This is a genomic window from Thermosipho japonicus (assembly GCF_014201655.1).
GTDB classification, from domain to species: Bacteria; Thermotogota; Thermotogae; order Thermotogales; family Fervidobacteriaceae; genus Thermosipho; species Thermosipho japonicus.
The window spans coordinates 412,491-435,808 of sequence record NZ_JACHEX010000001.1; the positions used below are offsets into that span (position 1 = coordinate 412,491).

30 protein-coding genes are annotated in these 23,318 nt (G+C 30.9%); 25 read left to right on the forward strand and 5 right to left on the reverse strand.

Translation table 11 applies throughout. From position 1 onward, the window contains the following. Positions 1-43 precede the first annotated feature (43 nt). The 7 genes from HNP65_RS02240 to HNP65_RS02270 all read left to right on the forward strand — a co-directional run bounded on the left by HNP65_RS02240 (position 44) and on the right by HNP65_RS02270 (position 5,918). Positions 44-430 carry a GntR family transcriptional regulator gene (locus tag HNP65_RS02240; RefSeq protein WP_184618752.1) on the forward strand — a complete coding sequence of 129 codons (387 nt, stop codon included), beginning with the start codon at positions 44-46 and terminating at the stop codon, positions 428-430. Next, positions 405-1,187 (forward strand): ABC transporter ATP-binding protein, encoded by a 783-nt coding sequence (locus tag HNP65_RS02245; RefSeq protein WP_184618753.1) that lies wholly within the window; start codon positions 405-407, stop codon positions 1,185-1,187. Before HNP65_RS02240 ends, HNP65_RS02245 begins: the two co-directional genes overlap by 26 nt. Beyond that, positions 1,184-1,927, forward strand: a complete 744-nt coding sequence (locus HNP65_RS02250; RefSeq protein WP_184618754.1) for an ABC transporter permease subunit — start codon at positions 1,184-1,186, stop codon at positions 1,925-1,927. Before HNP65_RS02245 ends, HNP65_RS02250 begins: the two co-directional genes overlap by 4 nt. 2 nt (positions 1,928-1,929) lie before the next feature. Continuing rightward, complete coding sequence (gene estD / locus HNP65_RS02255) at positions 1,930-3,183, forward strand: esterase EstD (RefSeq protein ID WP_184618755.1); 1,254 nt, start codon at positions 1,930-1,932, stop codon at positions 3,181-3,183. Position 3,184: 1 nt separating this feature from the next. After that, positions 3,185-3,511, forward strand: coding sequence for a YbjQ family protein (locus tag HNP65_RS02260; protein ID WP_184618756.1), 327 nt, complete (start codon positions 3,185-3,187; stop codon positions 3,509-3,511). Positions 3,512-3,666: 155 nt separating this feature from the next. Further along, the gene (gene dnaK / locus HNP65_RS02265; RefSeq protein ID WP_004101858.1) at positions 3,667-5,463 is read left to right on the forward strand and encodes a molecular chaperone DnaK; all 1,797 of its coding nucleotides are present in this window, start codon (positions 3,667-3,669) and stop codon (positions 5,461-5,463) included. Positions 5,464-5,489: 26 nt separating this feature from the next. Further along, positions 5,490-5,918 (forward strand): Hsp20/alpha crystallin family protein, encoded by a 429-nt coding sequence (locus HNP65_RS02270; protein WP_184618757.1) that lies wholly within the window; start codon positions 5,490-5,492, stop codon positions 5,916-5,918. Between the two features lie 51 nt (positions 5,919-5,969). Here HNP65_RS02270 and fliE read toward each other — a convergent pair whose 3' ends face one another. The 5 genes from fliE to HNP65_RS02295 are packed head-to-tail and all read right to left on the reverse strand — an operon-like array spanning position 5,970 to position 8,693. Further along, a complete protein-coding gene (gene fliE, locus HNP65_RS02275; RefSeq protein WP_184618758.1) occupies positions 5,970-6,257 on the reverse strand; it encodes a flagellar hook-basal body complex protein FliE in 288 nt (95 codons plus the stop codon). Between the two features lie 5 nt (positions 6,258-6,262). Further along, the gene (gene flgC, locus HNP65_RS02280) at positions 6,263-6,676 is read right to left on the reverse strand and encodes a flagellar basal body rod protein FlgC (RefSeq protein WP_004101852.1); all 414 of its coding nucleotides are present in this window, start codon (positions 6,674-6,676) and stop codon (positions 6,263-6,265) included. A gap of 11 nt (positions 6,677-6,687) precedes the next feature. Then, the gene (gene flgB, locus HNP65_RS02285; RefSeq protein WP_184618759.1) at positions 6,688-7,071 is read right to left on the reverse strand and encodes a flagellar basal body rod protein FlgB; all 384 of its coding nucleotides are present in this window, start codon (positions 7,069-7,071) and stop codon (positions 6,688-6,690) included. A 21-nt stretch (positions 7,072-7,092) separates the two neighbouring features. After that, entirely contained in the window at positions 7,093-7,935 is an 843-nt protein-coding gene (locus tag HNP65_RS02290) for a DMT family transporter (protein ID WP_184618760.1), read from the reverse strand. Next, the gene (locus HNP65_RS02295) at positions 7,932-8,693 is read right to left on the reverse strand and encodes a metallophosphoesterase family protein (RefSeq protein ID WP_184618761.1); all 762 of its coding nucleotides are present in this window, start codon (positions 8,691-8,693) and stop codon (positions 7,932-7,934) included. Before HNP65_RS02295 ends, HNP65_RS02290 begins: the two co-directional genes overlap by 4 nt. Positions 8,694-8,754: 61 nt before the next feature. Here HNP65_RS02295 and HNP65_RS02300 point away from each other — a divergent pair, with 61 nt between their 5' ends. From HNP65_RS02300 to HNP65_RS02385, 18 genes are read left to right on the forward strand one after another with little or no spacing between them, the layout of a single operon-like run. Further along, positions 8,755-9,039: a MoaD/ThiS family protein gene (locus tag HNP65_RS02300; RefSeq protein ID WP_184618762.1), complete on the forward strand. Its 285-nt coding sequence runs from the start codon at positions 8,755-8,757 to the stop codon at positions 9,037-9,039. Then, complete coding sequence (locus HNP65_RS02305) at positions 9,039-9,695, forward strand: HesA/MoeB/ThiF family protein (protein ID WP_184618763.1); 657 nt, start codon at positions 9,039-9,041, stop codon at positions 9,693-9,695. Before HNP65_RS02300 ends, HNP65_RS02305 begins: the two co-directional genes overlap by 1 nt. A 40-nt stretch (positions 9,696-9,735) precedes the next feature. Next, positions 9,736-10,785, forward strand: coding sequence for an HD domain-containing protein (locus HNP65_RS02310; RefSeq protein WP_184618764.1), 1,050 nt, complete (start codon positions 9,736-9,738; stop codon positions 10,783-10,785). 16 nt (positions 10,786-10,801) lie between these two features. Continuing rightward, positions 10,802-11,410: a septum site-determining protein MinC gene (gene minC / locus HNP65_RS02315; protein WP_184618765.1), complete on the forward strand. Its 609-nt coding sequence runs from the start codon at positions 10,802-10,804 to the stop codon at positions 11,408-11,410. Beyond that, a complete protein-coding gene (gene secA / locus HNP65_RS02320; RefSeq protein WP_184618766.1) occupies positions 11,407-13,977 on the forward strand; it encodes a preprotein translocase subunit SecA in 2,571 nt (856 codons plus the stop codon). Before minC ends, secA begins: the two co-directional genes overlap by 4 nt. Positions 13,978-13,981: 4 nt before the next feature. After that, on the forward strand, positions 13,982-14,701 hold the full coding sequence (locus HNP65_RS02325; RefSeq protein ID WP_184618767.1) for a hypothetical protein: 720 nt from the start codon (positions 13,982-13,984) through the stop codon (positions 14,699-14,701). Further along, complete coding sequence (locus HNP65_RS02330; protein WP_184618768.1) at positions 14,688-15,005, forward strand: Crp/Fnr family transcriptional regulator; 318 nt, start codon at positions 14,688-14,690, stop codon at positions 15,003-15,005. Before HNP65_RS02325 ends, HNP65_RS02330 begins: the two co-directional genes overlap by 14 nt. A gap of 58 nt (positions 15,006-15,063) precedes the next feature. Further along, the gene (gene mce, locus HNP65_RS02335; protein WP_241230001.1) at positions 15,064-15,477 is read left to right on the forward strand and encodes a methylmalonyl-CoA epimerase; all 414 of its coding nucleotides are present in this window, start codon (positions 15,064-15,066) and stop codon (positions 15,475-15,477) included. Between the two features lie 14 nt (positions 15,478-15,491). Further along, positions 15,492-17,033 carry an acyl-CoA carboxylase subunit beta gene (locus HNP65_RS02340; RefSeq protein WP_184618769.1) on the forward strand — a complete coding sequence of 514 codons (1,542 nt, stop codon included), beginning with the start codon at positions 15,492-15,494 and terminating at the stop codon, positions 17,031-17,033. 10 nt (positions 17,034-17,043) lie between these two features. After that, entirely contained in the window at positions 17,044-17,391 is a 348-nt protein-coding gene (locus tag HNP65_RS02345) for an OadG family protein (RefSeq protein ID WP_126993355.1), read from the forward strand. Beyond that, positions 17,364-17,771 carry a biotin/lipoyl-containing protein gene (locus HNP65_RS02350; protein ID WP_184618770.1) on the forward strand — a complete coding sequence of 136 codons (408 nt, stop codon included), beginning with the start codon at positions 17,364-17,366 and terminating at the stop codon, positions 17,769-17,771. Before HNP65_RS02345 ends, HNP65_RS02350 begins: the two co-directional genes overlap by 28 nt. An 11-nt stretch (positions 17,772-17,782) precedes the next feature. Continuing rightward, on the forward strand, positions 17,783-18,181 hold the full coding sequence (locus HNP65_RS02355; RefSeq protein WP_184618771.1) for a cobalamin B12-binding domain-containing protein: 399 nt from the start codon (positions 17,783-17,785) through the stop codon (positions 18,179-18,181). A 2-nt stretch (positions 18,182-18,183) separates the two neighbouring features. Next, positions 18,184-19,059, forward strand: coding sequence for a methylmalonyl Co-A mutase-associated GTPase MeaB (gene meaB / locus HNP65_RS02360; protein WP_184618772.1), 876 nt, complete (start codon positions 18,184-18,186; stop codon positions 19,057-19,059). A 32-nt stretch (positions 19,060-19,091) separates the two neighbouring features. Then, complete coding sequence (locus HNP65_RS02365) at positions 19,092-19,784, forward strand: tetratricopeptide repeat protein (RefSeq protein ID WP_184618773.1); 693 nt, start codon at positions 19,092-19,094, stop codon at positions 19,782-19,784. 9 nt (positions 19,785-19,793) lie between these two features. Then, the gene (locus tag HNP65_RS02370) at positions 19,794-20,741 is read left to right on the forward strand and encodes a PhoH family protein (protein ID WP_126993350.1); all 948 of its coding nucleotides are present in this window, start codon (positions 19,794-19,796) and stop codon (positions 20,739-20,741) included. Continuing rightward, the gene (locus HNP65_RS09950) at positions 20,738-22,117 is read left to right on the forward strand and encodes an HDIG domain-containing metalloprotein (RefSeq protein ID WP_184618774.1); all 1,380 of its coding nucleotides are present in this window, start codon (positions 20,738-20,740) and stop codon (positions 22,115-22,117) included. Before HNP65_RS02370 ends, HNP65_RS09950 begins: the two co-directional genes overlap by 4 nt. Continuing rightward, on the forward strand, positions 22,092-22,496 hold the full coding sequence (gene ybeY, locus HNP65_RS02380) for an rRNA maturation RNase YbeY (protein WP_184618775.1): 405 nt from the start codon (positions 22,092-22,094) through the stop codon (positions 22,494-22,496). Before HNP65_RS09950 ends, ybeY begins: the two co-directional genes overlap by 26 nt. Next, complete coding sequence (locus tag HNP65_RS02385) at positions 22,480-23,310, forward strand: DMT family transporter (protein ID WP_184618776.1); 831 nt, start codon at positions 22,480-22,482, stop codon at positions 23,308-23,310. Before ybeY ends, HNP65_RS02385 begins: the two co-directional genes overlap by 17 nt. Positions 23,311-23,318: the final 8 nt, after the last annotated feature.

Consider the following 23,318-nt stretch of genomic DNA (forward strand, 5'->3'; position numbering starts at 1 on the left):
TTCTACTGTAATATTATAATATTACAGTAGAAGGAGGTAAAATATGTGGTTTACTATAAACTTTTCTTCACACAAACCTGTATATAAGCAGATTATAGAAAACGTAAAACTACAAATCATGAATAAAAAATTAAAAAAAGGAGATTTTTTACCATCTATTAGAAAAATGGCTGAAATGTTAGATGTAAATTTAAACACAGTTTCAAGGGCATACAGAGAACTTGTAAGTGAAGGGATAATAGAACCAATAAGAGGAGAAGGATATGTAGTAAAAAAAGACATATTAGAAAATTTTAATGAAGAACTTATCAATGAATTAACAACCATAGTAAAAAAGTGTATTAATGCAGGAATGAAAATTGATGATATTTGTAACATAATAAAATCAGCGGGAGGGAAAACAAATGATACTACAAGTAGAAAATCTTAAAAAGTATTATAAATCAAAAAAAGCAGTAGATGGAATTTCTTTCAAAGTGGGCAAGGGAGAAATTTTTGCTCTTCTTGGTCCCAATGGTGCAGGAAAAACTACAACTCTAAAATGCATAATTGGTTTAAGAAAAAAAGACGATGGCAAAGTAGAACTAAACGGAAACTTTACATATCTTCCTGAAAAAAAAGAACTGTATAAATCTTTAACAATAAAAAAGATGTTTGAAGTAACTCAAGAATTATCAAAACATTTTAACATTGAAAAGGCATTTGATTATTTAAAAGAATTTAATATTGAAAAAGACGAAAAAATAGCAAATCTTTCTCATGGAATGACAACACTGGTATATCTTTCAATAGTTCTTTCTGAAGATGTTGATATCTACTTTTTAGATGAACCAACGTGGGGTCTTGACCCTCTAATGCAAAAAAAGGTAATTGAATCCATAAGAAGATTAGCTTTTGATGGAAAAACAGTATTTTATACAAGTCATATCCTTTCTGAAGTAGAAAAAATTGCCGATAAAGTTGCAATTATGAGCAAAGGACATATAGTAGAAATGGGATATTTGGATGAAATAAAAGAAAAATACGTTCTCTGTTCAACAAAAGAACACATCCAAGGATATTTGTATAAAAAAACAAATGATGAAAATATTTATCTATGCAAAAAAGAAGAAGCAAAGGGCGATATTCAACCAGCAAATTTTGAAACTATCTTTGAAGCTCTTGTCAAAGGAGGAGATAAAATATGAAAAGAGAATGGCTACAAATGAAAGTTAGAACTATTAGCCTTTTTATTTTATTCACAATTCTTTTCTTTTCACTTGCACCATTTCAAAACTTTACAATAAACATATTAACCGAAAACTCGGAAGCTATTAAAAAATTCGTTGGAGAAAATTTTGTTGAAAAATTAAAAAACTGGGATTACTATATACTCTCTCAATGGTTTGGAAAAAACTTTGGCCAATTTATTCCAATACTAGCTATAATAATAGCGTTTCCACTTTTTTCAAGAGAATATGAAAATGAAACAATAACATTTTTATTATCACGGCAAAATAGAAAAACTATCTTTCTCCAAAAAACTTTATTAAGTATTTTTGTACTCTTTATTTTAATTACCTACTTTTCTTACTTACCATCCATATATTCGTTGATAACCTCAAAAGAGTTATCAATTCTTACTGTTTCAAAATTTTATATTCACTCACTCGTAGGAGCATTCTTTTGGTTTTCAATTGTAATTGTATTCACGACATACTTTAATGACCAAGTAAAACCAATTCTTTCTTCTGCAGTAGTTTTAGGTTTAACAACCACACTAGGACTACTAAAACCACTCAAATTTTTTAATACATATAAATATATTCTTGGATATTCAATTTTTGAAAAAGGAAAAGTTGATCTCACATATACAATTGTACTTACTATACTAAGTTTTATCTTTGTCTACTTTTCATATCTAATCTTTAAAGAAAAGGAGGTTTAAATATGAAAAAATTTATTTTTGTATTACTTGTTGTTTCAATAACTATTTTTCCTATAGAATACCAATTAGTAGCCCAATCATATTTTGAAGGTTTAATTTCCAAAAATTTTGAAAAATGCTATGAGCTTTCCTCAGACATCTTGAAAAAACATCTTCCAGTCGCTAAATTAAAAGAAATATGGGAAGGTATTGAACAAACCTATGGCCCATTTTCAAACATTATTAAAATCACTCCAATTGAAAAAAGTCCATATATGATTTATATATACACAGCAAAATTTCAAAAAAGATCACTAAATATCTCAATAACTGTAAATAACCAAGGAAAAATAGACGGCTTATTTTTTAACCTTGCACAAAGCATTGAATACAAAGCACCAGACTATGTAAGTAATGATAACTTTACTGAAAAAGATATTAAAATAGGAGATCTACCTGGAAAACTAACAATTCCAAAAAACTCATCTGATGTTGCTGTAATTTTAATACATGGATCAGGTCCAAATGATATGGATGAAACAATTGGCCCAAATAAAATTTTTAAAGATATTGCTTATGGACTTTCAAGCAATAATATAGCTGTATTAAGATACGATAAAAGGACTTTTCATCCAGAGCTTCTAAAAGAGCCAGACAATATAACTGTAAGAGAGGAAGTAATAGATGATGTAGAGAATGCTGTTAAACTTTTAAAAAAAGAAGGATATAAAAAAATATATCTTTTAGGTCACAGCCTTGGAGCATACCTTGCTCCATACATAGCCTATAAAAATCAAGATATATATGGGTTAATTCTTCTTGCACCTCCTGCAAGAAATATAGAAGAAATAACACTAGATCAATTAGAATTTCTTGAAAAACTTTACTCTGGAAAAAATAAAGAAGAAATAAACAAAGCAAAAGAAGGGCTTAAAAAAATAATAAACAACAAAGCAAGCAAAAATGAAATAATCCTTGGTGCACCAGCAAGTTATTGGTATGATCTTAGAAATTACAATCCTTTAAAATATATAAAACAATTAAAAATTCCAGTACTAATGCTTTTTGGAGAAAATGACTATCAAGTTCCTACAAAAGAATTAGAAATTTTCAAAAAAGAACTTTCAGAAAAGAAAAATATTAAAATTAAAATGTATTCTAATCTGACACATATTTTTACTCCAGGTGAAAAATCTCCTTATTCATATTATATTGAAAACCACGTTAGTAGAGAGGTAATCAAGGATATCGTATCATTTATAGAAGGGAGGAATTAAAATGATAATAACTACAACAGAGAATATTCCAGATTATGAAATTGTTGAAATATTAGGAATTGTAATGGGAAATATAGTTCAATCAAAACACTTAGGAAAAGACATCGCTGCCGCATTTAAAACCCTTGCCGGTGGAGAAATTAAAGCATATACAGAAATGATGACAGAAGCAAGAAACAAAGCAATAGAAAGAATGATAGACGAAGCAGAAAAAATAGGAGCAGATGCTGTAGTAAATGTAAGATTTTCAAGTTCTTCAGTAATGAGTGGTGCCGCAGAAATGCTTGCTTACGGAACAGCTGTAAAGATTAAAAAGTCAAATAAATAACAAACTTATGTAACAATTGCTATAATTTTTAGTAAATTTTAAATTACAGCCAAGAATGCCTATAAACAGAGGTATTTTTGATTTTTATTATCTATATTATCACTCTTGACAAAAGACTGCTAATATCATATAATATGTATCGGGAGGTGAAAGATATGGCAAATAAAAAAGAATATGTCGTAGGTATAGACCTGGGTACAACAAATAGTGTTATTGCTTGGATGAAACCAGACTCTTCAGTTGAAGTTATACCAAATGCTGAAGGTGCAAGAACAACTCCGTCAATAGTTGCATTCAGTAAAACCGGTGAAATTCTTGTAGGTGAACCCGCAAAAAGGCAGCTTATATTAAATTCTGAAAGAACTATTAAATCAATAAAAAGAAAAATGGGAACCGATTATAAAGTAAAAATCGATGACAAAGATTACACCCCACAAGAAATCAGTGCATTTATACTAAAGAAGCTAAAAAGAGACGCAGAAGAATACTTGGGCGGAGAAGTTAAAAAAGCTGTCATCACCTGTCCTGCATACTTCAATGATGCTCAAAGACAGGCAACGAAAGAGGCTGGTATAATCGCTGGTTTTGAAGTCTTAAGAATTATAAACGAACCAACTGCAGCAGCTCTTGCATATGGTCTTGATAAAAAAGGAAAAGAAGAAAAGGTTCTCGTATACGACTTAGGTGGAGGTACATTTGACGTTTCAATACTTGAAATTGGCGATGGAGTAATTCAAGTAGTTGCAACTTCCGGTAATAACCATCTTGGTGGTGACGATTTTGACCAAAGAATAATCGATTGGCTCGCAGAAGAATTTAAAAAACAACACGGTGTCGATTTAAGAGAGGACAAGCAAGCTCTTCAAAGATTGAGAGATGCTGCTGAAAAAGCAAAGATTGAACTTTCAAGCAAACTTGAAACTGATATAAGTTTGCCATACATAACAGCTACAGCAGAAGGCCCACTACATCTTGAAATGAGACTAACACGTTCAATGTTTGAATCCTTAACAAGAGACCTTGTTGAAATGACAAGAAAGCCTGTTGAACAAGCGCTTTCAGATGCTAAATTAAAACCAGAAGATATCGATGAAATAATCCTTGTAGGTGGTATGACAAGAGTTCCAATGGTTCAAAAATTCATCAAAGAAATATTTGGTAAAGATCCTAACAGAGGAGTTAATCCAGACGAAGCAGTAGCAGTTGGTGCAGCAATTCAAGCAGCTATTCTTGCAGGAGAAGAAGGAGCACAAGGAAAAGATATCGTATTAGTTGATGTCACACCATTAACACTTGGTATAGAAGTAAAAGGTGGTTTGTTTGAACCAATTATCCCAAGAAATTCAACTATACCAATTAAAAAGAGTAAAGTCTTTACAACAGCAGAAGACGGTCAAACAGAAGTAGAAGTAAGAGTATACCAAGGCGAAAGACCGATTGCGGCAGATAACATTTTACTTGGAAGCTTTAGACTTGTTGGAATTCCACCTGCACCAAGGGGTGTCCCACAAATCGAAGTCACATTCGATATTGATAGCGATGGAATTGTTCACGTCTCGGCAAAAGACCTTGGCACAGGAAAAGAGCAATCGATGGTTGTATCCGGTAGACATCAATTAAGCGAAGATGATATCAACAAGATCATTGAAGATGCTAAGAAATTTGAAGAACAAGATAAGAGAAGAAAAGAAGAAGTAGAACTTAAAAACAAAGCAGATGACCTTGCATACTACATAGAAAAATCACTAAAAGAATATGGTGACAAAATCCCAGCAGATGAAAAAGACAAACTCGAAAACCTTGTTAAAGACTTAAGGGATGCAATAAATAAAAACGATATACCAAGAATAAAGATGTTGTTTGATGAACTTGACAGAGAAAAAACAAAAATTGGAGAGTATATTTACAAACAAAATCAACAAGGTGGAAATCAACAGGCTGAAAATCAATAATAAAAAATATAAAGGGAGGTGGGAGTATGTTAGCAAGAAGAAATTATTTTGACCCATTTGTAGAACTTCAAAAAGAAATTGACAGATTATTTGAAGACTTTGTAAGACCATCAAGATTTGATACCACTCACTTCCCAAAAGTAGATGTTTACGAAACAGATAAAGAAGTTGTCATTGAAGCTGAACTTCCAGGCCTAAAAAAAGATGACGTTAAAATAACAATTGAAGATAACGTTCTTACAATCAAAGGCGAAAGAAAATTCAATCGCGAAGACAAAGGAAAGAACTATAAAATAATCGAAAGGGCAGAAGGATACTTCGAAAGGTCATTTGGACTTCCAGAATATGTTGATGTAGAAAAAATCAAAGCAAAATTCAACGATGGAGTTTTGACAATTGAACTTCCAAAGAAAGAAACAAAAGACAAAAAAGTTATTGATATACATGTTGAATAATAAAAGAAGGCTCCGAAAATTCGGAGCCTTCTTATTTTTTCACATAGTTATTTAAAATTGCATCCTCATGATTTCCTTATACGCATCAACAATCTTATTTCTAACCTCGACTGTAAGTCTCAATGAAATTGATGCTTTTTCTGCTTCTACAATAACTTCGTGGATATTGCTAATTTTTCCAGTTGCAAAATCATCTGCCATCTGCTCCGCTTTTTTTTGCTGTTCATTTACGCTCTTTAGAGCATCATTAAGTATTTTCGTAAAATCCGTATTTTGTTTTTTTACGTTTGAAGGTTTTAAATTTCCATAATTTCCTATACCATTTATTCTATCTATCATACAAATCACCTCCCAATTTGGAGAGCACTATTTATCATAGCTTTTGTGGTGTTAAATGCAGTAACATTTGCCTCATATGCTCTTTGAGCATTAATCATATCCACCATTTCCCTTACAACATTTACATTTGGAAGTTTAACATAACCATTTTCATCAGCATCTGGATGTGTTGGATCATATACTATCCTAAATGGAGATTTATCCTCGTAAATTTTTTTCACAACTACTCCACCATTTTCCAATCTACCGTTGATATTTCTCAAAAGTTCCTGGAACACTGGTACCTTTCTCCTATATGGCTCACCATTTTCAGTTCTTGTTGTTTCTGAATTTGCTAAATTATTTGAAATAACATCTATTCTGAGTCTTTGAGCTGACATTCCCGTCGCAGAAATCGTCATTATATTAAATTCATTCATATTTTACCTCCTTACCTAATATTCCTTATAACTGTGTTGTATCTATCAATATTAGCACTCATAAGCCTGGACAAAGTCTGATATCTAAGCGCATTCTTTACCATTTCTACCATTTCAATATCAATATCTACGTTATTACCATCGTTAGTTAATGAAGTGTTTTTTTGAGTCTTAATAATAGGGCTCACAACTTTTGAAGTTTTTTCTATATGTTTCCGTGAAGTTGTTTTTAAACTCAACTTCATTTTTGATTCATTTAACAATTCTTCAAAAACAATATATTTTCTTTTGTAATTTGGGGTTTCAGCATTAGCGATATTCTGTGAATGTATTTCCTGCCTTTTAAGTGCAACATCCATTGCCGCTTTCAAAGTTGAAAAATTTGAATTGAACATGTCTTTACCCCCTTTTCATAGTTATTTTTCTACGTGTCTATAAAAATTCCTAAAATATTTTTCAGGAATTATTGATAACATCAAAGCAAACATAGTTAAAACTACACCAAAAATCTGTAACATATCAAGCCTTTCAGAAAGCAAAATAATTGAAAAAATTGTTGCAAATACAGGCTCACCCACAAAAATAAGTGCAGAAGTATTACTTCCAACCACTTTTTGGTACTTTGCCTGTGCTATTAACGCATAAATCGTAGCAAAAATCGCTGTAAATAAAGCTACACTAAATATTTTTACATCTATTTTCCATGATTGATTCAAACCAAAGAGTGAATTTAACACCGCAACCATTAAAAACTGAGAAGTAAGTAAATCTTTTTCGGGGCTTTTTTTAGAAAATTCTGTAACCAAAACAACATGTAACGCGTAAAGAATTGCACAAAAAAACGTTAAAACATCACCAAAATTTATACTATTGATTCCTCCAGAAAGGAGATACTCACCTATCATAGCAATTAAAAATGAAAATATTTGTACCTTAGTTGGTTTTTCTTTTTCAATAAAATAGGAAAAAATAGGAATTAATACTATATAAAAAGCAGTAATAAAACCACTTTTAGAAGATGTTGTTAGTGTAAGCCCCCACGTTTGGGCAGCGTATGATACTCCAAGTACTACACCTAATATTAAACCATATTTATTACCTTTTCCAAAAACAAAAAATGAAAGGAGTGTTGCAATCCAAAATCTTATAGCGTTGTAAGCAAAAGGAGAAATATCGACTAAAACCATCTTTTGGATGGGAAAAGTTAATCCCCAAATTAATGTAACTAACAACAAATTTACGATAGCAACTATCTTCATAAATCTCCTCCCAGCTCAAAAATTGATATTTTATCCTTATCAAATTTTTCATTAATGGCAATTAAATTATAACTTGTTTCTTTTAATTCCTGCTCGTTTTCAGGAATAAACAAAGTAGTTAAATGCCCACCATAAACACAACCAGTATCTATATTTATATCCACTATTTTACCATTTATCTTTAAAAAAGAGATTTTGTTATCATATGTTGGAGTATGACCATGAACAAGCACATAACCTTCAATTGGTTCAACTATTCTATACCAAATATTGCTTTCAGAAAGTGTAATTTCATTTTCCTTTAAAAATGAACTGTAGTCACCTTTCCATCTAATTGCCTTATCTAAAGGATAATTTGAAGGCAAATTTGCATGGGAAAATAAGAATCTAACCTTTCCATATAAAGTTTCAACATGTAAAAATTTGAGACTCTCAAAAAAGAAAAAGTACTCTTTAATCTTTTCTATACTTGAAAATGATTTTAAAGTATAAAGTCCCCCATTATTTTCAGACAACCAACTAGACCTACCTGTCTTTATATATCTAATCATCATATCCTCATGATTTCCCAGCAAACAAACTTTAGGTTCAATTTCAATAACTTTATCAACAACCTCTTTTGAACCAGGACCTCTATCAATATAGTCTCCCAAAAATATATACCTTATATTAAATTTCCCGAACTTCTTCTTAATATAATCCAATAACAACTGAAATTCATAGAAACACCCGTGTATATCACTAAAAACTGCTATCATAATTTATCACCCAAAAAAATTATATAATAGATATATAAAATAATCAAAGGGTGGTGAAAAGATGTTGGTAAAATTTGTCGGAAGCATAAAATATTTACTGGGTAAAAGTAACATAGAAGTTTGCTTTAAAGACGAAAATGATTTATTAGAGCAAATAAGTAAAAAGCTCAATAAAGAAATTCTAATAAAAATAGACAAGGAAAATAAGAAAACTTTTTTGATAATAAACGACGAACAAAAGATAAAGCTATCTGTTGTTATACTGAACAATGGTGAAAATATATTGAGAAAAAACAAAATAGAAGATGGTGAATTAGCAATTATATTACCGGTAGGTGGTGGATAATGCTTGATATTTCAAGACATAAAAAATTAATAAGTGGACTAAATCTTAAAAATATAAAAATATTAGTAGCAGGCGCTGGTGGTTTAGGATCTACCATCCTTAATAATCTTGTAAGAATAGGCTTTGAAAACATAATTATTTACGATCCTAAAATAATAGATCCTCCAGATCTAAACAGACAAATTCTTTATAACCAAGAAGATCTATATGAAAACAAAGCACTTATAGCATTGAAAAAGCTTAAAAAAATAAACCAAAATTGCAATATTAAAGCAATAGATAAAGCTCTTCCCACCTACTTTAACGAAAAGGTTGATATTGCTTTTGATTGTATGGACAATATTGAGGGGCGATTAGTTCTAGAAAAAATCTGCAAAAAGCTACAAATACCAATGATACACGGAGCTGTACAAGAATTTTCTGGGCAGGTTACGGTAATAATACCTCAAATCACAAAATCTCTTTTAGACATATACGAAGGATTTGACATTCCAAAAACTCCACAGGTATTTCCTCCAACAGTTCTTGTGACTGCATCAATTCAAGTTTCTGAAGCTATTAAAATTCTTAAAGGTGATTTTAAAAATGCATTGGTTAATAAAATTCTCTTTTTTAATCTGTTATATAACGACTTTGAAATTCTACAACTAAATTAAAAGTGTGTTAGAATAGATAATATAAAGGAGGTTGTTAACTTTGGGATACGGAAAACTCATCTTTATGCTTGGTAATTTATTTACAATTCAAAGGTGGAACAACAAACCAGCAATTGTAAAATTTTCCGAAGCTGATAATGCCTACACTACGTTGCTAATATCATTTGCATTAAGAGATTACTATAAATTAGATATTGAGCCTTCTTTAAAATGGCGATTAAACAGGATACTTCCCAAGCTCGTACTCTCAGATGTTTCCCTTGAGTTAAAAGAAAGAATAGAAAGATTATCACCGGATGTCTGGGAAAAAGTAAGAGAAAAAGCTTTCGTAGAACTATATAATATAGTTGACAAAAGTTCTATAACAAATATAACTTCAGAAAAGTTTGATCCAATCGACAAATTTTCCGACATCTTAACAAGTCTTTTTGAAGCAAAGGTCAACGGAAAAGTTTTCGATTTTAACAAGCCAATAAAGGAACTCGAAGAAAAACTCCAACCGTATTTAAAGGATTTCTCTGAAGTTTCCGATATACCTAAATTAATATTTTCAATAGCTTTAAACATGATTTCAATGACAAGATGGAATAGAATGTACAGAAACATAAAATCTACAGTTGCAGGTCATTCTTTTGTGGTTACAACAATTGCTTATATTATCTCTGTACAACTTGGCCTTAGTAAAGATGAAAAAGAAAAGATAATAAAAAAGGCACTTCTTCATGACCTTCCTGAAGCTTTTACAGGAGATGTAATAACTCCTACAAAAAAGAAAACCCCAGAACTTGATTCTCTTGTATCATTAGTTGAAAAACAAATGTTTAATGAATGGGTTAAAGAAAATAAATCACTTAGTCACTTAGAAAAATATGAAGATTTTGCAGCTGATCCATTTTCAGGGGATACTGGGAAAATAGTAAGGACAGCCGATCTTTTTGCTGCATTGCTTGAATGTGCTCTTGAAATTTTTTCTGGAAATAAGGAAAAGTTATTCCAAAGTGTATTTTTTGACTTAAAAAAGACTCTGAAAAAATTTAAAGAAATTGATCTCGGTCAATGGATTGACGAAATCGAAGAAATAGTTTTTTAGTTAGGGGGGAGCACTATTGTTTAACTTAAAAATCTTTAAATCTGGAATTGTTTTTTACATTGATAAATATGAAAAATTAGACACATTATTCAAAGAGATTGACAATAAAATGCACGATATAAGACAGTTTTTTGATGATAGCGAAAAAATAATGATCAAAATTGAAAATTTTAAAGAAAAAATTCATGATATTCCCAAAATAATTGAAAAATTTGAAAGTTATAATCTAAAAGTTAAAGGAATATTGACTGAACATTATGATGAAAAAGAAACTCCAATAAAAAGAGAAGAAGATAAAGAAACGACGCTAATTATAATTAAAAATATAAGATCAGGTCAAAAACTAAATCACACAGGCCATTTAATAATTGTAGGTAACGTACATTCTGGTTCTGAAATAATTGCAAATGGTTCTATTGTAATTTTTGGCCAATGTAGTGGAATTGTACGTGCAGGTATTAAGATTAAGCCTTCATATATTCTTGCGCTTTCAATGAACACTCCTCTAGTTCAAATTGGAGAAGTAAAACATCAAGTAAACAATAATTATAAAAATCCAGTCTTTATTTATGAAAAAGGAGGAAAATTATTTTTTGATGAGTTTAAAAAGGAGGAAGAATTGTGAAATTATTCGACAAAAATGAAAGGGTTATAAAAAAATATTGGAAAAAAGTAAACAAGATCAAAAAGATAAACCTTGAAAGTAAAAAATTAACTGAATTAATTAATTCCATGAAAACAATTAAAGAAAATATTACACTTGAAAATATTGACGAATATCTTCCAGAAGTTTTTGCAATAGTAAGAGAAGTATCCAAACGAGTAATTGGATTAAGACCATTTGATGTACAACTTATAGGTGCAATGGTTCTTCATGAGGGGAAAGTTGCAGAAATGAAAACAGGTGAAGGAAAAACTCTAGTTGCAACTATGCCGGTTGTATTAAATGCACTACTTGGAAAAGGTGTTCATCTTGTAACTGTAAATGATTATCTTGCAAAAAGAGACGCTATGTGGATGGGACCTATATATCTTGCTTTGGGACTTAGAGTCGGCGTTATAAACACACAAAACAAATCGTATGAGGTTATTTGGAAAAATAAAGAACTTGCAAAAAAGGCGTTAAATGAAAATTTGAGTGTTTGGCCTCAAGGTTTTAATGGAGAATTTCTTGAAGATGAGGTAAAAAATAAAGAAGCGCTAGAAGCTTATCAGGTTGAATTGAAGGAAATCAGCAGAAAAGAAGCATATGAGTGTGATATAACATACGGAACAAATACAGAGTTTGGATTTGATTACTTAAGAGATAATCTTGTAATTGACCTGGAGGATAGAGTTCAAAGAGGACATTTTTATGCGATAGTAGATGAAGTAGATAGTATCCTTATAGACGAGGCAAGAACTCCTTTGATAATAAGTGGTCCATCAAAAACAAAAGCTTCAGATTATATTCGCTTCAATCAAATTGCCAAAAAGCTTGTAAAAGACAAGCATTTTACTATAGACGAGCAGAAAAAATCTGTAATACTAACAGACGAAGGTATTGAATATATCGAAAAACTTTTAAATATAGAAAATCTCTATGACCCTGAACACGTTAATAAAATGTATTTCTTACTAAATGCTTTAAAAGCACATTACCTGTTTAAAAAAGATGTAGATTATATTATACATAACGGCGAGATTATAATAGTAGATGAATTCACAGGTAGACTTCTTCCAGGAAGAAGATACAGCGGAGGGCTTCACCAAGCTATTGAAGCAAAAGAAGGAGTTAAAATCAAAGAAGAGTCGGTTACTTATGCAACTATAACATACCAGAATTACTTTAGAATGTATGAAAAACTTTCTGGTATGACAGGAACTGCTAAAACAGAGGAAGAAGAATTTAAACAAATATACGGTATGGAAGTAGTTGTTATTCCAACTCACAAACCAATGATCAGAATAGATAGAGACGATTTAATTTACAGAACAGAAAACGAAAAATTTGAGGCAGTCGTAAAAGAAATTAAAAAACGCTATGAAAAAGGACAACCTGTTTTAGTGGGTACAACATCCATTGAAAAAAGTGAAAGATTGAGTAAAATGCTAAGCAAAGAAAAAATACCTCACAACGTCTTAAATGCAAAACATCATGAAAAGGAAGCTCAAATCGTTGCATTAGCTGGCCAAAAAGGTTCAGTTACAATTGCAACTAATATGGCCGGTAGGGGTACAGACATTAAATTAGGTCCCGGTGTAAAGGAGTTAGGCGGGTTACTTATAATCGGAACTGAAAGACATGAAAGTAGAAGAATAGATAACCAACTTAGAGGTAGAGCTGGAAGACAAGGTGACCCAGGTGAATCTATATTCTTCTTGTCCTTAGAAGATGATATTATAAGAATATTTGGTGGAGAAAAACTTGAAAAAATAATGAATCTAGTAAAAATTGAAAAAGGCGAGCCTATATACCATCCTATGCTTACAAAATTAATAGAAAGAGTTCAAAAAAAGGTTGAAAGTATAAATTTTGGAATAAGAAAAAATTTGCTTCAAATGGATACTGTTTTGGACACACAAAGACGAGCAATATATAGTTATAGAGAATATTTACTTTCAGGAAATATCGATGAACACTTTAACGATGCAATAGATGACTTTATTGAAAGAAGGCTTGAAGAATTTTGTGAAAAAGGCGTTTGTAATGTAGAAGAAATAAAAGAATCTTTAAAAATATTAAATATTAGTCTTGATAAACTACCTGATACTAGAAACGAACTAAAAGAATATCTAAAAAATCTTTTAATAGAAAAATTTGAAAATAAAAAGGAAGAATTGGGAGAAGATTTCCCAAAAATTGGAAAGTTCATAGCATTACGTGTAATAGACGAAAATTGGAGACAATATCTTGAAGAAGTTGAACATGTAAAAGAAGCAGTAAGCCTTAGAGCATATGGTCAAAAAGATCCAATCTTAGAATTTAAAAAGGAAACATTTAGAATGTTTGATGAGATGATGGCAAAAATATTTGAACAAACTATAATCTATACATTAAACATAAGAAAAATCACTGATGAAGCCGAAAAAGAGTCAGAAAACGAGCTGAAAAAAATAAATACCCAACACGATGAATTTACACTTGTAAACAGAAAAGAGAGAAGAGTTGCAGAAAAGAAAGGAAAAAAGAAATTAAAAGTCAAGAGGTGAAATAATGAAAATCCAGGGAATTATTTTTACAACTAATGAAGTACCTAGAAAACTTTATAAATTAAAAAGTGGAAAAGTACGTGAGTTAAAAAAATCTGGACCCGTAATATTGAACCCTGGTGATTATATTGCAATTGCTGAATATTTACTTGAAATCCCTCTTTTTGGTGATGTCTCTGCTATCGAAGAATCGGAAATTGAAGAGGTAGAATTATCAGATGAATTTGAAAACATTTTAAAAAGATTAATTGAATTAAGAAAAAACAAAAATGCTGAAGAAAATTTTTCTTTAGAAGACTTCGTAATTGACGAGGAGAATATTGATAATGTAATAGAAGAAGTAGAAACACTCTTGTCGCTTACTTCAGATAATCTACCCGACGATGAAGAAGCAGCTATAAATCTAATTGAATCAATAGATGATTCAAAAATGATCACAAAAGTAAATTATATAAAAAGCTTTTTCAAAAAATTCCCAGACTCAAAACTTGGCGGAGATCTCATATTGGACACTGCAAAGAAAGTTTATTCCACACTTGGAGATAGATATATAGCAAAACTACTTTGTAAGAAAATAATTTTACATTATTCAGATGATTTAGAATTATGCCACAATGCACTAAATTTATTAGCACTTGTTTACAAAGAAGAAGGAAATGTAATGTGGCTTACTTATTCGGAAATTGCCAAGCATGTTGAGGTGATGCTAAATGAAAACAAATGAGATAAAAAAAGGAGAAAAAATATTTGAGGAAGGTCAAGAAGCAAAATCAGTTTATTTAATAAAGTCTGGCGAAGTAGTAATAAAATTTGGTCAATTAGAAGAAAAAATGGAAAAAAATGACGTTATTGGAATTGAGTCACTAATTAATGAAAATTATACAGAAAGCGCAATTGCTCATACAGATGTAAAATTAACCGAATTAACACCCGAAGAGTTTAAAGAATTATATAGTGGCACTGATGTTGAAAAAAAAGCTATTAAATCATTTACTAAAAGGACAATGAAGCTGCTTGGCTGGCTTTAATCGTAATTTTCTAAATTTGATTAACTACCTTAGCAATGTTAAAATTTTAGCGGAGGTGATGATTTTGAAGTCAAATAAAATAGATCACATTGGCATAGCAGTAAAAGATGCCAAAGAAAGATTGAAACTTTACAAAGATTTTCTTGGGCTTGAAGTTAGTGGGGAAGAAGAACTACCAGAAAGAGGATTAAAAGTATACTTTGTAAAAATTGGCGAAACAAGATTCGAATTGCTTGAACCACTTAATGAAAATTCTGAAATTTCATCATTTTTAGAGAAAAAAGGTGAAGGAATTCACCATGTAGCTATTAATGTATCAGGCATTGATGAAGCTGTAGAACTTGCAAAAAATCTTGGTTTTAAACCACTTTCAGATGAACCAAAGAAAGGTGCTGGAGGAACTAAGGTACTGTTCTTACATCCAAAAACAACTGGCGGCGTGTTGTTAGAATTAGTAGAAGGAAATCACTAAAAGGAGGAAAAACGATGGAAGAATTAATAAAAAAACTCAAAGAATTAGAAGAAAAAATTGAATCTGGTGGAGGAGAAAAACAAATTGAAAAGCAACATAAAGCAGGAAAATTAACTGCAAGAGAAAGGGTTGCTCTTTTATTTGACGAAGGCACTTTCGAAGAAATTGATAAATTTGTAAAACATAGGAACACTAATTTTGGACTTGATAAAAAAGAATTACCCGCAGATGGAGTAATTGTTGGAATTGGAAAAATTAATGGAAGACCTGTCGCAGCATTTTCGCAGGATTTCACAGTAATGGGCGGCTCTTTAGGAGAAATGCATGCAAAAAAAATCGTTAAAATAATGGATCTTGCAATGAAGTTAGGCATACCAATTATAGGAATTAACGATTCAGGTGGTGCAAGAATACAAGAAGGCGTTGATGCATTGTATGGTTATGGTGAAATATTCTTTAGAAATACCCTTGCTTCAGGTGTAATACCTCAAATCACGATTATAGCCGGTCCATGTGCGGGAGGCGCAGTCTATTCACCAGCAATTACTGATTTTGTAATAATGGTTGATAAAACTGCTCAAATGTTTATCACAGGTCCAAATGTAATTAAAGCAGTTACAGGTGAAGAAATAACTAAAGAAGATCTTGGAGGAGCTTTCATTCATAATTCAAAAAGTGGTAATGCACACTTTGTAGCACAAAGCGATGAAGATGCAATCAATATTGCAAAAAAATTACTTTCATATATTCCACAAAATAATATGGAAGAACCTTTTGTAACATCTTCTACACAAGATTTAGATATTGATGACTCAATACTCAATATTGTTTCACCAGATTCCAAAAAAGGATACGATGTTAAAAATGTAATTAAGAAAATTGTAGATAATGGCGAATTTTTAGAAGTTCACGAACATTTTGCAAAGAACATAGTAGTAGGTTTTGCAAGGATAAATGGTTATCCAGTAGGTATAATTGCAAATCAACCAAATGTATTTGCAGGTGTTCTTGATATTGATTCTTCAGACAAAGCTGCAAGATTTATTAGATTCTTAGATGCATTTAATATTCCTATTGTCACATTCGTAGACACTCCAGGATATCTTCCTGGCACAAAACAAGAACACGGTGGAATAATACGCCACGGAGCTAAATTACTTTATGCATATAGTGAAGCAACTGTTCCAAAAATAACAATAATATTAAGGAAGGCCTTTGGTGGAGCATATATAGCAATGGGAAGTAAACACCTTGGTGCAGACTTTGTTGCAGCTTGGCCAACAGCCGAAGTTGCAGTTATGGGACCTGAAGGTGCTGCAAATATTATTTTTAAACGCGACATTGAAAACTCAGAAAATCCTGAAGAAACCAGAAAACAAAAGATTGAAGAATATAAAAACGCATTTTCAAACCCATATGTAGCTGCTTCAAGAGGTTATATTGACGCAGTAATAGATCCAAGACAAACTAGAAGATTTATTGCTCAATCTCTAGAATACGGAAAAACAAAAGTTGAACCAAGGCCAAAGAAAAAGCATGGAAATATACCATTATGAGGTGAAATAAATGCAAATGTTTATAATTACCTTCATAGGTCTTGTAACAGTATTTATAATATTTTTCATTCTATATTTTGTTTTCTTGCTTTTTGGATTTTTCTCAAAAAAAGCTTCTATGAAATTACCTAAAAAAATTCACTCTCAAGAAGTAACAAACGAAAAAAATATTCTACTTGAGAGTGAAGAAAGTGAAGAAGAAATCGCAGCTGTCATGGCTGCTATATACGCGTTAATGGGGAGTAATATAAGAATAATATCTGTATCAAAGAAAAACAGAAAAAGAGAATGGACCTTCTGGAAAAAAACTGGATGGAGAGGTGTAAAAGGATGGTCAGAAAGTTCAAGGTTAGAGTAAACGGAAAGGAATACACAGTAGAAGTTGAAGAATTAGGTGGCTCTCAATCGATTCAGAGCGCTCCAAATCCTGAGCCAGTTGTCGAAAATGAAACAAAACTAATACAACCTCAATCAACTGTTGAAGAAAAACCTGCTCCAAAACAAGAAGTAGCAACCCCATCTTCTGGAGCAAAAGTTGTTGCCCCAATGTCAGGAATAGTATTAAAAGTTTTGGTTTCAGTTGGTCAAAAAATTAATTCAGGCGACAAAGTGGTTATTTTGGAAGCTATGAAAATGGAAAATGAAATTATCTCTGAATTTTCCGGAACTGTTAAAAACGTATTGGTTAAAGAAGGAGACAACGTAGATACAGGTCAAGTATTAATTGAACTTGAATAGGGGGAGAAAACATGGAAAAAAAGATAAGAGTACTAATTGCTAAACCAGGACTTGATGGTCATGATAGAGGAGCTAAAGTTGTATCAAAAGCATTGAGAGACGCTGGTATGGAAGTAATATATACAGGTCTTAGACAGACTCCAGAACAAATAGTCAAAGCTGCTATCCAAGAAGATGTTGATGTTATAGGACTTTCAATACTTTCTGGAGCACATATGAGTATTTGCAAAAAAGTATTAGACCTTATGGAAGAAAATGGTATAGAAAATATTCCCGTATTTGTCGGTGGAATAATTCCAGAAGATGATGCAAGAGAACTTAAGAAAATGGGAATAAAAGAAGTTTTTGGTCCTGGGACACCCCTTTCAAAAATTGTAGAAAGAATAAAAGGACTTTTTGCGGAGGTATAGAATTGAAAGAATTAATTGAAAAATTAAAACAAAAAGATCAAAAAGCATTGGCAAAACTTATAACGTATGTTGAAAACAATGAAGATACATCTTTCATAGAAGAATTGCCATCTTCGGGTTCAAAAATCATCGGAATTACTGGAAGCCCCGGTGCAGGAAAAAGCTCGCTTGTTGATGCTATTATTACAAAACTAAGAGAAGCGGGGAAAACTGTCGGTATTATCGCAATAGATCCATCTAGTCCTTTCACTGGTGGTGCCTTCTTAGGTGACAGAATAAGGATGAAAAAACATTTCCTGGATGATGGAGTTTTTATAAGAAGTATGGGAAGTGGTAATAGTCTTGGCGGGCTTAATGAAAGTATATTTGATGTAATAAAATTGATGGATACATTCGGTTTTGATTATATACTTATAGAAACGGTAGGGGCAGGACAAAGCGAAATTGACGTTGTATTTGCATCGGATGTGGTAATATTGGTTTTATCTCCAGGAAATGGTGATGAAATTCAACTATTAAAGGCTGGTATAATGGAAATCGGTGATATTTATGTTATAAATAAAGCAGATTTAGATGGTGCAAATTCTCTAAAAGTACAATTGGAATATACATTATCATTTTCCAATGTTAAAAAGCCTATCATAGAAACTATTGCAACTTCTGGAGTAGGAGTGGACAAATTAGTTGAGAGTATAAATGATTGTTTTTATAACTTTTCAAAAAACGGAGAATTAAAAAAACGCCTAAATAGAAGGATTAAAAAACATGCTGAAACAATAGTTCTAAAGAAGGTCAAACATATTATCAATAGCAAAGAAACCAAGAGTGTATCATCATTAGTAACGGAAACAATAAAAAGTTTGTGTAATATGGTATAATTGCTTAAAAACGGGGGATAGGGGGAGTTTCTATGAAAAAAGTTGCTCTTATTTTTTTGATTCTTTTATCTAGCGTATTTTTTTCAAATAGTCTTGAAGAAAATTTTATAAAAGCAAGGAATTTTCATGATGTTAACCTAATAAAAGACGTTATATCAAATGCAAAAAAAGAACAAAATAATGTCATTTACGCAGAAGCTTTAATGGAATATGCGCTATGGGGAAATTCTGAAAACAAAGAAAAATTATATACTGAAGCTCTTGAAGTTATTAAAAAAGAAATTAAAGAAAATCCAAATAACGGTAAAGCATATTATGTTGCAGGGGCTATAGTTGGAAGGTTGGCTCAGTATAAAGGAATCATTCAAAGTCTTTTTATGTTAAATGATTTTGACAACTACATCGAAAAAGCTATTGAAATTCTTGATGATAACTTTTATAAAGGACTTGCATTAATTGCAATGGGAATGCGCTATAGAGATGTTCCATGGCCTCTGAGAAACTATAAAAAAGCAGAAAAATACTTACTTGATGCCTTAGAAATTCTTCCAAATTATCCAAATATACATCTGGAACTTGGAAAGTTATATGAAAAAATGGGAAAAGTTGAAGAGGCAAAAAAAGAATATGAAATAGTTATAAATTCAAATGCTTATCCACTGTTAAATGCTACACATGAAGAAGCAAAAGAAGAAGCAAGGCAACTTTTGCAAAATTTAAAGTGAGGTGCTTACGTGTTAAAAAAGATATCTATACCAAAAGACGTATTTGTCGTTGAAGTGTTTGGACAATACGATAATAGACTGAGGTACTTGAAAAAGAAATTCGGACTTGAAATTAGTTTAAGAGGAAATGATATATTTATTCGAGGTGATGATGAAAAGAAAATTGAAATTGTAGAAAGTATAATAAAAGAAATGATTAATATTACCCGCGACGGTCATTTGTTAGATAAGCATGAATTTGAATACCTTGTTTCTGAAAAAGAAGAGGAAACTCAAGAAGAAGCTCTTTCCAACGTTGTTACAAAAACTATTGCTCGAGGTAGGGTAAAACCAAAAACAAAGGGACAAAAGGCCTATATTGATGCAGTAGAAAAAAATGATATAGTGTTTGTAATTGGACCTGCTGGAACTGGAAAAACGTACCTTGCCTCTGCACTTGCTGTAGATTATTTAAGAAGCGGGAAAGTAAGTAGAATAATATTAACCCGCCCTGCAGTTGAAGCAGGGGAAAAGCTTGGTTTTTTACCAGGTGATCTCTCTGAAAAAGTAGATCCATATTTAAGACCATTATTCGATTCACTAATGGATATGCTACCTCTCGAAAAATTCATATCCTATAGAGAAAAAAATATAATAGAAATCGCACCTCTTGCATACATGAGAGGTAGAACCTTAAATAATGCATTTATAATACTTGATGAAGCCCAGAATACAACTTATGAACAAATGAAAATGTTTCTTACAAGAATTGGATTTAATTCAAAGGCAATTATAACTGGAGATATAACACAAATTGATATTAGAGAAAATTCAGGGCTCGTAATGGCAGAAAAAATTCTTAAAGGAATTGAAGGTATTGGCTTTGTTTATCTTAGTGAAGCAGACGTTGTTAGACATCCTCTTGTAAAAAAAATAATAAAAGCTTACGAAGTCTATGAAAAAGGGGTAAAAGAGTGAAGAAAATACCATTAAAAAACTTCGATGGTGTAATTGTTTCTTTCATTACTGTTACTTTATTAAATTTTTTTGATTTTAATATTATAAAAGCGATTTATGAGTTTATTTTTCTAATTATTGTCTGGCATCTAGTAATAGAAAAAGTATTTGAAGAGGTTTATTATTTTAGACTACATAAATTATATAAAAATACTTTTTATTTCCTTTTTATTTTTGGAGTATTTATAACTTACATTTCAATTAAGCGATTTGATTTAACACTCTCTCCTTTTCTAATATCTTCACTACTTTTAACGCTACTAACTTCGTACATAGCCGGATTTTCTGCAGGAATACTGCAAAGTATTTTAATAGCTTTCCATATAAATGATTTTTATAGTGCTATATACATGATATCTCAAATATTATTAATGAACTTTTTGATAAGGAATATAAATAGAAGAATAGAGATTGCTAAATCTGCCGTTTTCACCTCTTTTCTATCATTGATTTTACTTCTTGATCAAATCCCTCTAAAACCTTTATATTTAAATATCTACGACATTTCCTATGGAGTTCTAAATCCTTTCATTTCAACTATAATAATACTTGGTACACTACCATATATAGAATATTTTACAAGAATATACTCAAACATCGGAATTTCAGAACTTGCAAATATGAATCATCCACTTTTAAAAAGACTGTCTCTTCAAGCACCTGGAACATATTATCACAGCATTATGGTAGCAACTCTTGCTGAAGCAGCAGCAGAAAGAATTGGTGCTAATTCAACTTTTGCACGTGTTGCCTCATATTTTCATGACATAGGTAAAATGATAAGACCTTATTTCTTTGTAGAAAATATTCCAGACAATCAAGAAAATCCTCATGATAGCATAAGTCCTTTCTTAAGTCATCTTATTCTAGAAGACCATGTTAAATCAGGTATAGAATTAGCAAGAAAATATAGACTTCCTTTAACAATAGAATTTATAATACCGCAACACCACGGTACAAGAGTACAAAAATATTTTTATCATAAAGCAAAAGAAATTGAAGAAAATGTATCTGAAGATTCATTTAGATATCCTGGTCCAAAACCACAATTCAAAGAAGCTGGAATAATAATGCTTGCTGATAGCGTAGAGGCCGCATTAAAAAGTTTAAATTCTTCAAATTATCAAAGAATAAAAGACTTGGTAGAAAATATTGTTTCTTCTATTTACAATGAAAGGCAATTAGATGAATCTGGGTTAAATCTAAAAGAATTGGAATTGATAATAGATGAATTTATAAAAGTTATTGTAAATATCACAAAAGCAAGAATAGAGTACCCTAAAGAAGAAATCAAAAAGGTGGTGCAGGCAAATGATAACAACAAACAAACAAATTGAAGAAGGATACTTAAAATATATGGATAAAATTCTAAAAAATGAAATAGGTAAAGATGTTAATGTAAATTTGGTCTTTATCGATAAAGATGAAATTGAAAAATTAAACAACCAATATAGAAATATAAGTACTCCAACAGATGTACTAACCTTTGTATACGGTGACGACGATTTATATGCAGAAATATTCGTATGTGAAGATGTTATAAAAGAAAATGCCGAGAAATTTTCTAATACCTTTGAAAAGGAATTACTTACAGTTTTAATACACGCAGCATTGCATGTAGCAGGCTATGACCATGAATATGATACAACCAATGCAAAAGAAATGTTTCAAAAACAAGAAGAGTACTTAAAAAAATATGATGTGGATAACAATTAGGATAATTTTACTCGGTTTTGAGAGGATATTTGGAAAAATACTAACAGAAAATTCCTCACCAATCATATCTGCATGGGGTTTTTTCGGTTTTTCAACATTAATGTTTTTACCGTTTATAAACTATCTTAATTTTGATATAATAAAAGTATCTTTAATAAGTGGAACAATATATTCTTTTTCCTTTTTCTTATATATGTACGCTCTATCAAACGAAGATGTTTCAGTTGTAGCACCACTTTATAATATAAATGCTATATTTTTAATTTTTATAAGTTTTTTATTTTTAAGCGAAAAAATTACCATACAAAAAATTGCCGGTAGCTTTCTAATGATATATGGTATTTCGTACCTAAAAAAAGAAAAATCAATCTCAAGTTCATATAAAAATATATTAAAAAGTAAAGGTGCCCTTTCTATGATTATTTCCTCTCTACTTATGGCAATAGGTAGAGTCATTGATGGATTTCTTACTACATCATTCAACAAACTTGGTTATTCTTTTGGTGTTTATTTAATAATTACAACTTACTTTTTTATCATAAGTTTTTTATCACACAAAAATGTGAAGATACATATAGACTATACAAAGAAAAACATAATATACCTTATATTAGGTGGTTTTTGTAATGCGTATGCATACTTTGCACTGCTAATGGCTTTTAAATATATGGATGTTAGCATTGCAGAACCTGTCTCTATGATTTCAGCGTTGGTTTCCGTACTATTCTCATACATTATATTTAAAGAAAAAATTAAAGTAAGAATATTTGGAACAATTTTACTAATTTCAGGTGCATTTGTAATATACATTTAGGAGGTAAG

Bases quoted from the DNA above. Each gene is read 5' to 3' on its own strand.
- HNP65_RS02295 (WP_184618761.1), bottom strand. From the start codon at position 8,693: ATGATAGCAGTTTTTAGTGATATACACGGGTGTTTCTATGAATTTCAG.
- HNP65_RS02355 (WP_184618771.1), top strand. From the start codon at position 17,783: ATGGAAAAAAAGATAAGAGTACTAATTGCTAAACCAGGACTTGATGGT.
- flgC (WP_004101852.1), bottom strand. From the start codon at position 6,676: ATGAATGAATTTAATATAATGACGATTTCTGCGACGGGAATGTCAGCT.
- HNP65_RS02385 (WP_184618776.1), top strand. From the start codon at position 22,480: ATGTGGATAACAATTAGGATAATTTTACTCGGTTTTGAGAGGATATTT.
- HNP65_RS02240 (WP_184618752.1), top strand. From the start codon at position 44: ATGTGGTTTACTATAAACTTTTCTTCACACAAACCTGTATATAAGCAG.
- HNP65_RS02300 (WP_184618762.1), top strand. From the start codon at position 8,755: ATGTTGGTAAAATTTGTCGGAAGCATAAAATATTTACTGGGTAAAAGT.
- HNP65_RS02305 (WP_184618763.1), top strand. From the start codon at position 9,039: ATGCTTGATATTTCAAGACATAAAAAATTAATAAGTGGACTAAATCTT.
- HNP65_RS02245 (WP_184618753.1), top strand. From the start codon at position 405: ATGATACTACAAGTAGAAAATCTTAAAAAGTATTATAAATCAAAAAAA.
- HNP65_RS02325 (WP_184618767.1), top strand. From the start codon at position 13,982: ATGAAAATCCAGGGAATTATTTTTACAACTAATGAAGTACCTAGAAAA.
- flgB (WP_184618759.1), bottom strand. From the start codon at position 7,071: ATGTTCAATTCAAATTTTTCAACTTTGAAAGCGGCAATGGATGTTGCA.
- mce (WP_241230001.1), top strand. From the start codon at position 15,064: ATGATTTTGAAGTCAAATAAAATAGATCACATTGGCATAGCAGTAAAA.
- ybeY (WP_184618775.1), top strand. From the start codon at position 22,092: ATGATAACAACAAACAAACAAATTGAAGAAGGATACTTAAAATATATG.
- dnaK (WP_004101858.1), top strand. From the start codon at position 3,667: ATGGCAAATAAAAAAGAATATGTCGTAGGTATAGACCTGGGTACAACA.
- HNP65_RS02350 (WP_184618770.1), top strand. From the start codon at position 17,364: ATGGTCAGAAAGTTCAAGGTTAGAGTAAACGGAAAGGAATACACAGTA.
- HNP65_RS02330 (WP_184618768.1), top strand. From the start codon at position 14,688: ATGAAAACAAATGAGATAAAAAAAGGAGAAAAAATATTTGAGGAAGGT.
- HNP65_RS02290 (WP_184618760.1), bottom strand. From the start codon at position 7,935: ATGAAGATAGTTGCTATCGTAAATTTGTTGTTAGTTACATTAATTTGG.
- estD (WP_184618755.1), top strand. From the start codon at position 1,930: ATGAAAAAATTTATTTTTGTATTACTTGTTGTTTCAATAACTATTTTT.
- HNP65_RS02260 (WP_184618756.1), top strand. From the start codon at position 3,185: ATGATAATAACTACAACAGAGAATATTCCAGATTATGAAATTGTTGAA.
- HNP65_RS02250 (WP_184618754.1), top strand. From the start codon at position 1,184: ATGAAAAGAGAATGGCTACAAATGAAAGTTAGAACTATTAGCCTTTTT.
- fliE (WP_184618758.1), bottom strand. From the start codon at position 6,257: ATGATAGATAGAATAAATGGTATAGGAAATTATGGAAATTTAAAACCT.
- HNP65_RS02340 (WP_184618769.1), top strand. From the start codon at position 15,492: ATGGAAGAATTAATAAAAAAACTCAAAGAATTAGAAGAAAAAATTGAA.
- HNP65_RS02345 (WP_126993355.1), top strand. From the start codon at position 17,044: ATGCAAATGTTTATAATTACCTTCATAGGTCTTGTAACAGTATTTATA.
- HNP65_RS02270 (WP_184618757.1), top strand. From the start codon at position 5,490: ATGTTAGCAAGAAGAAATTATTTTGACCCATTTGTAGAACTTCAAAAA.
- HNP65_RS02365 (WP_184618773.1), top strand. From the start codon at position 19,092: ATGAAAAAAGTTGCTCTTATTTTTTTGATTCTTTTATCTAGCGTATTT.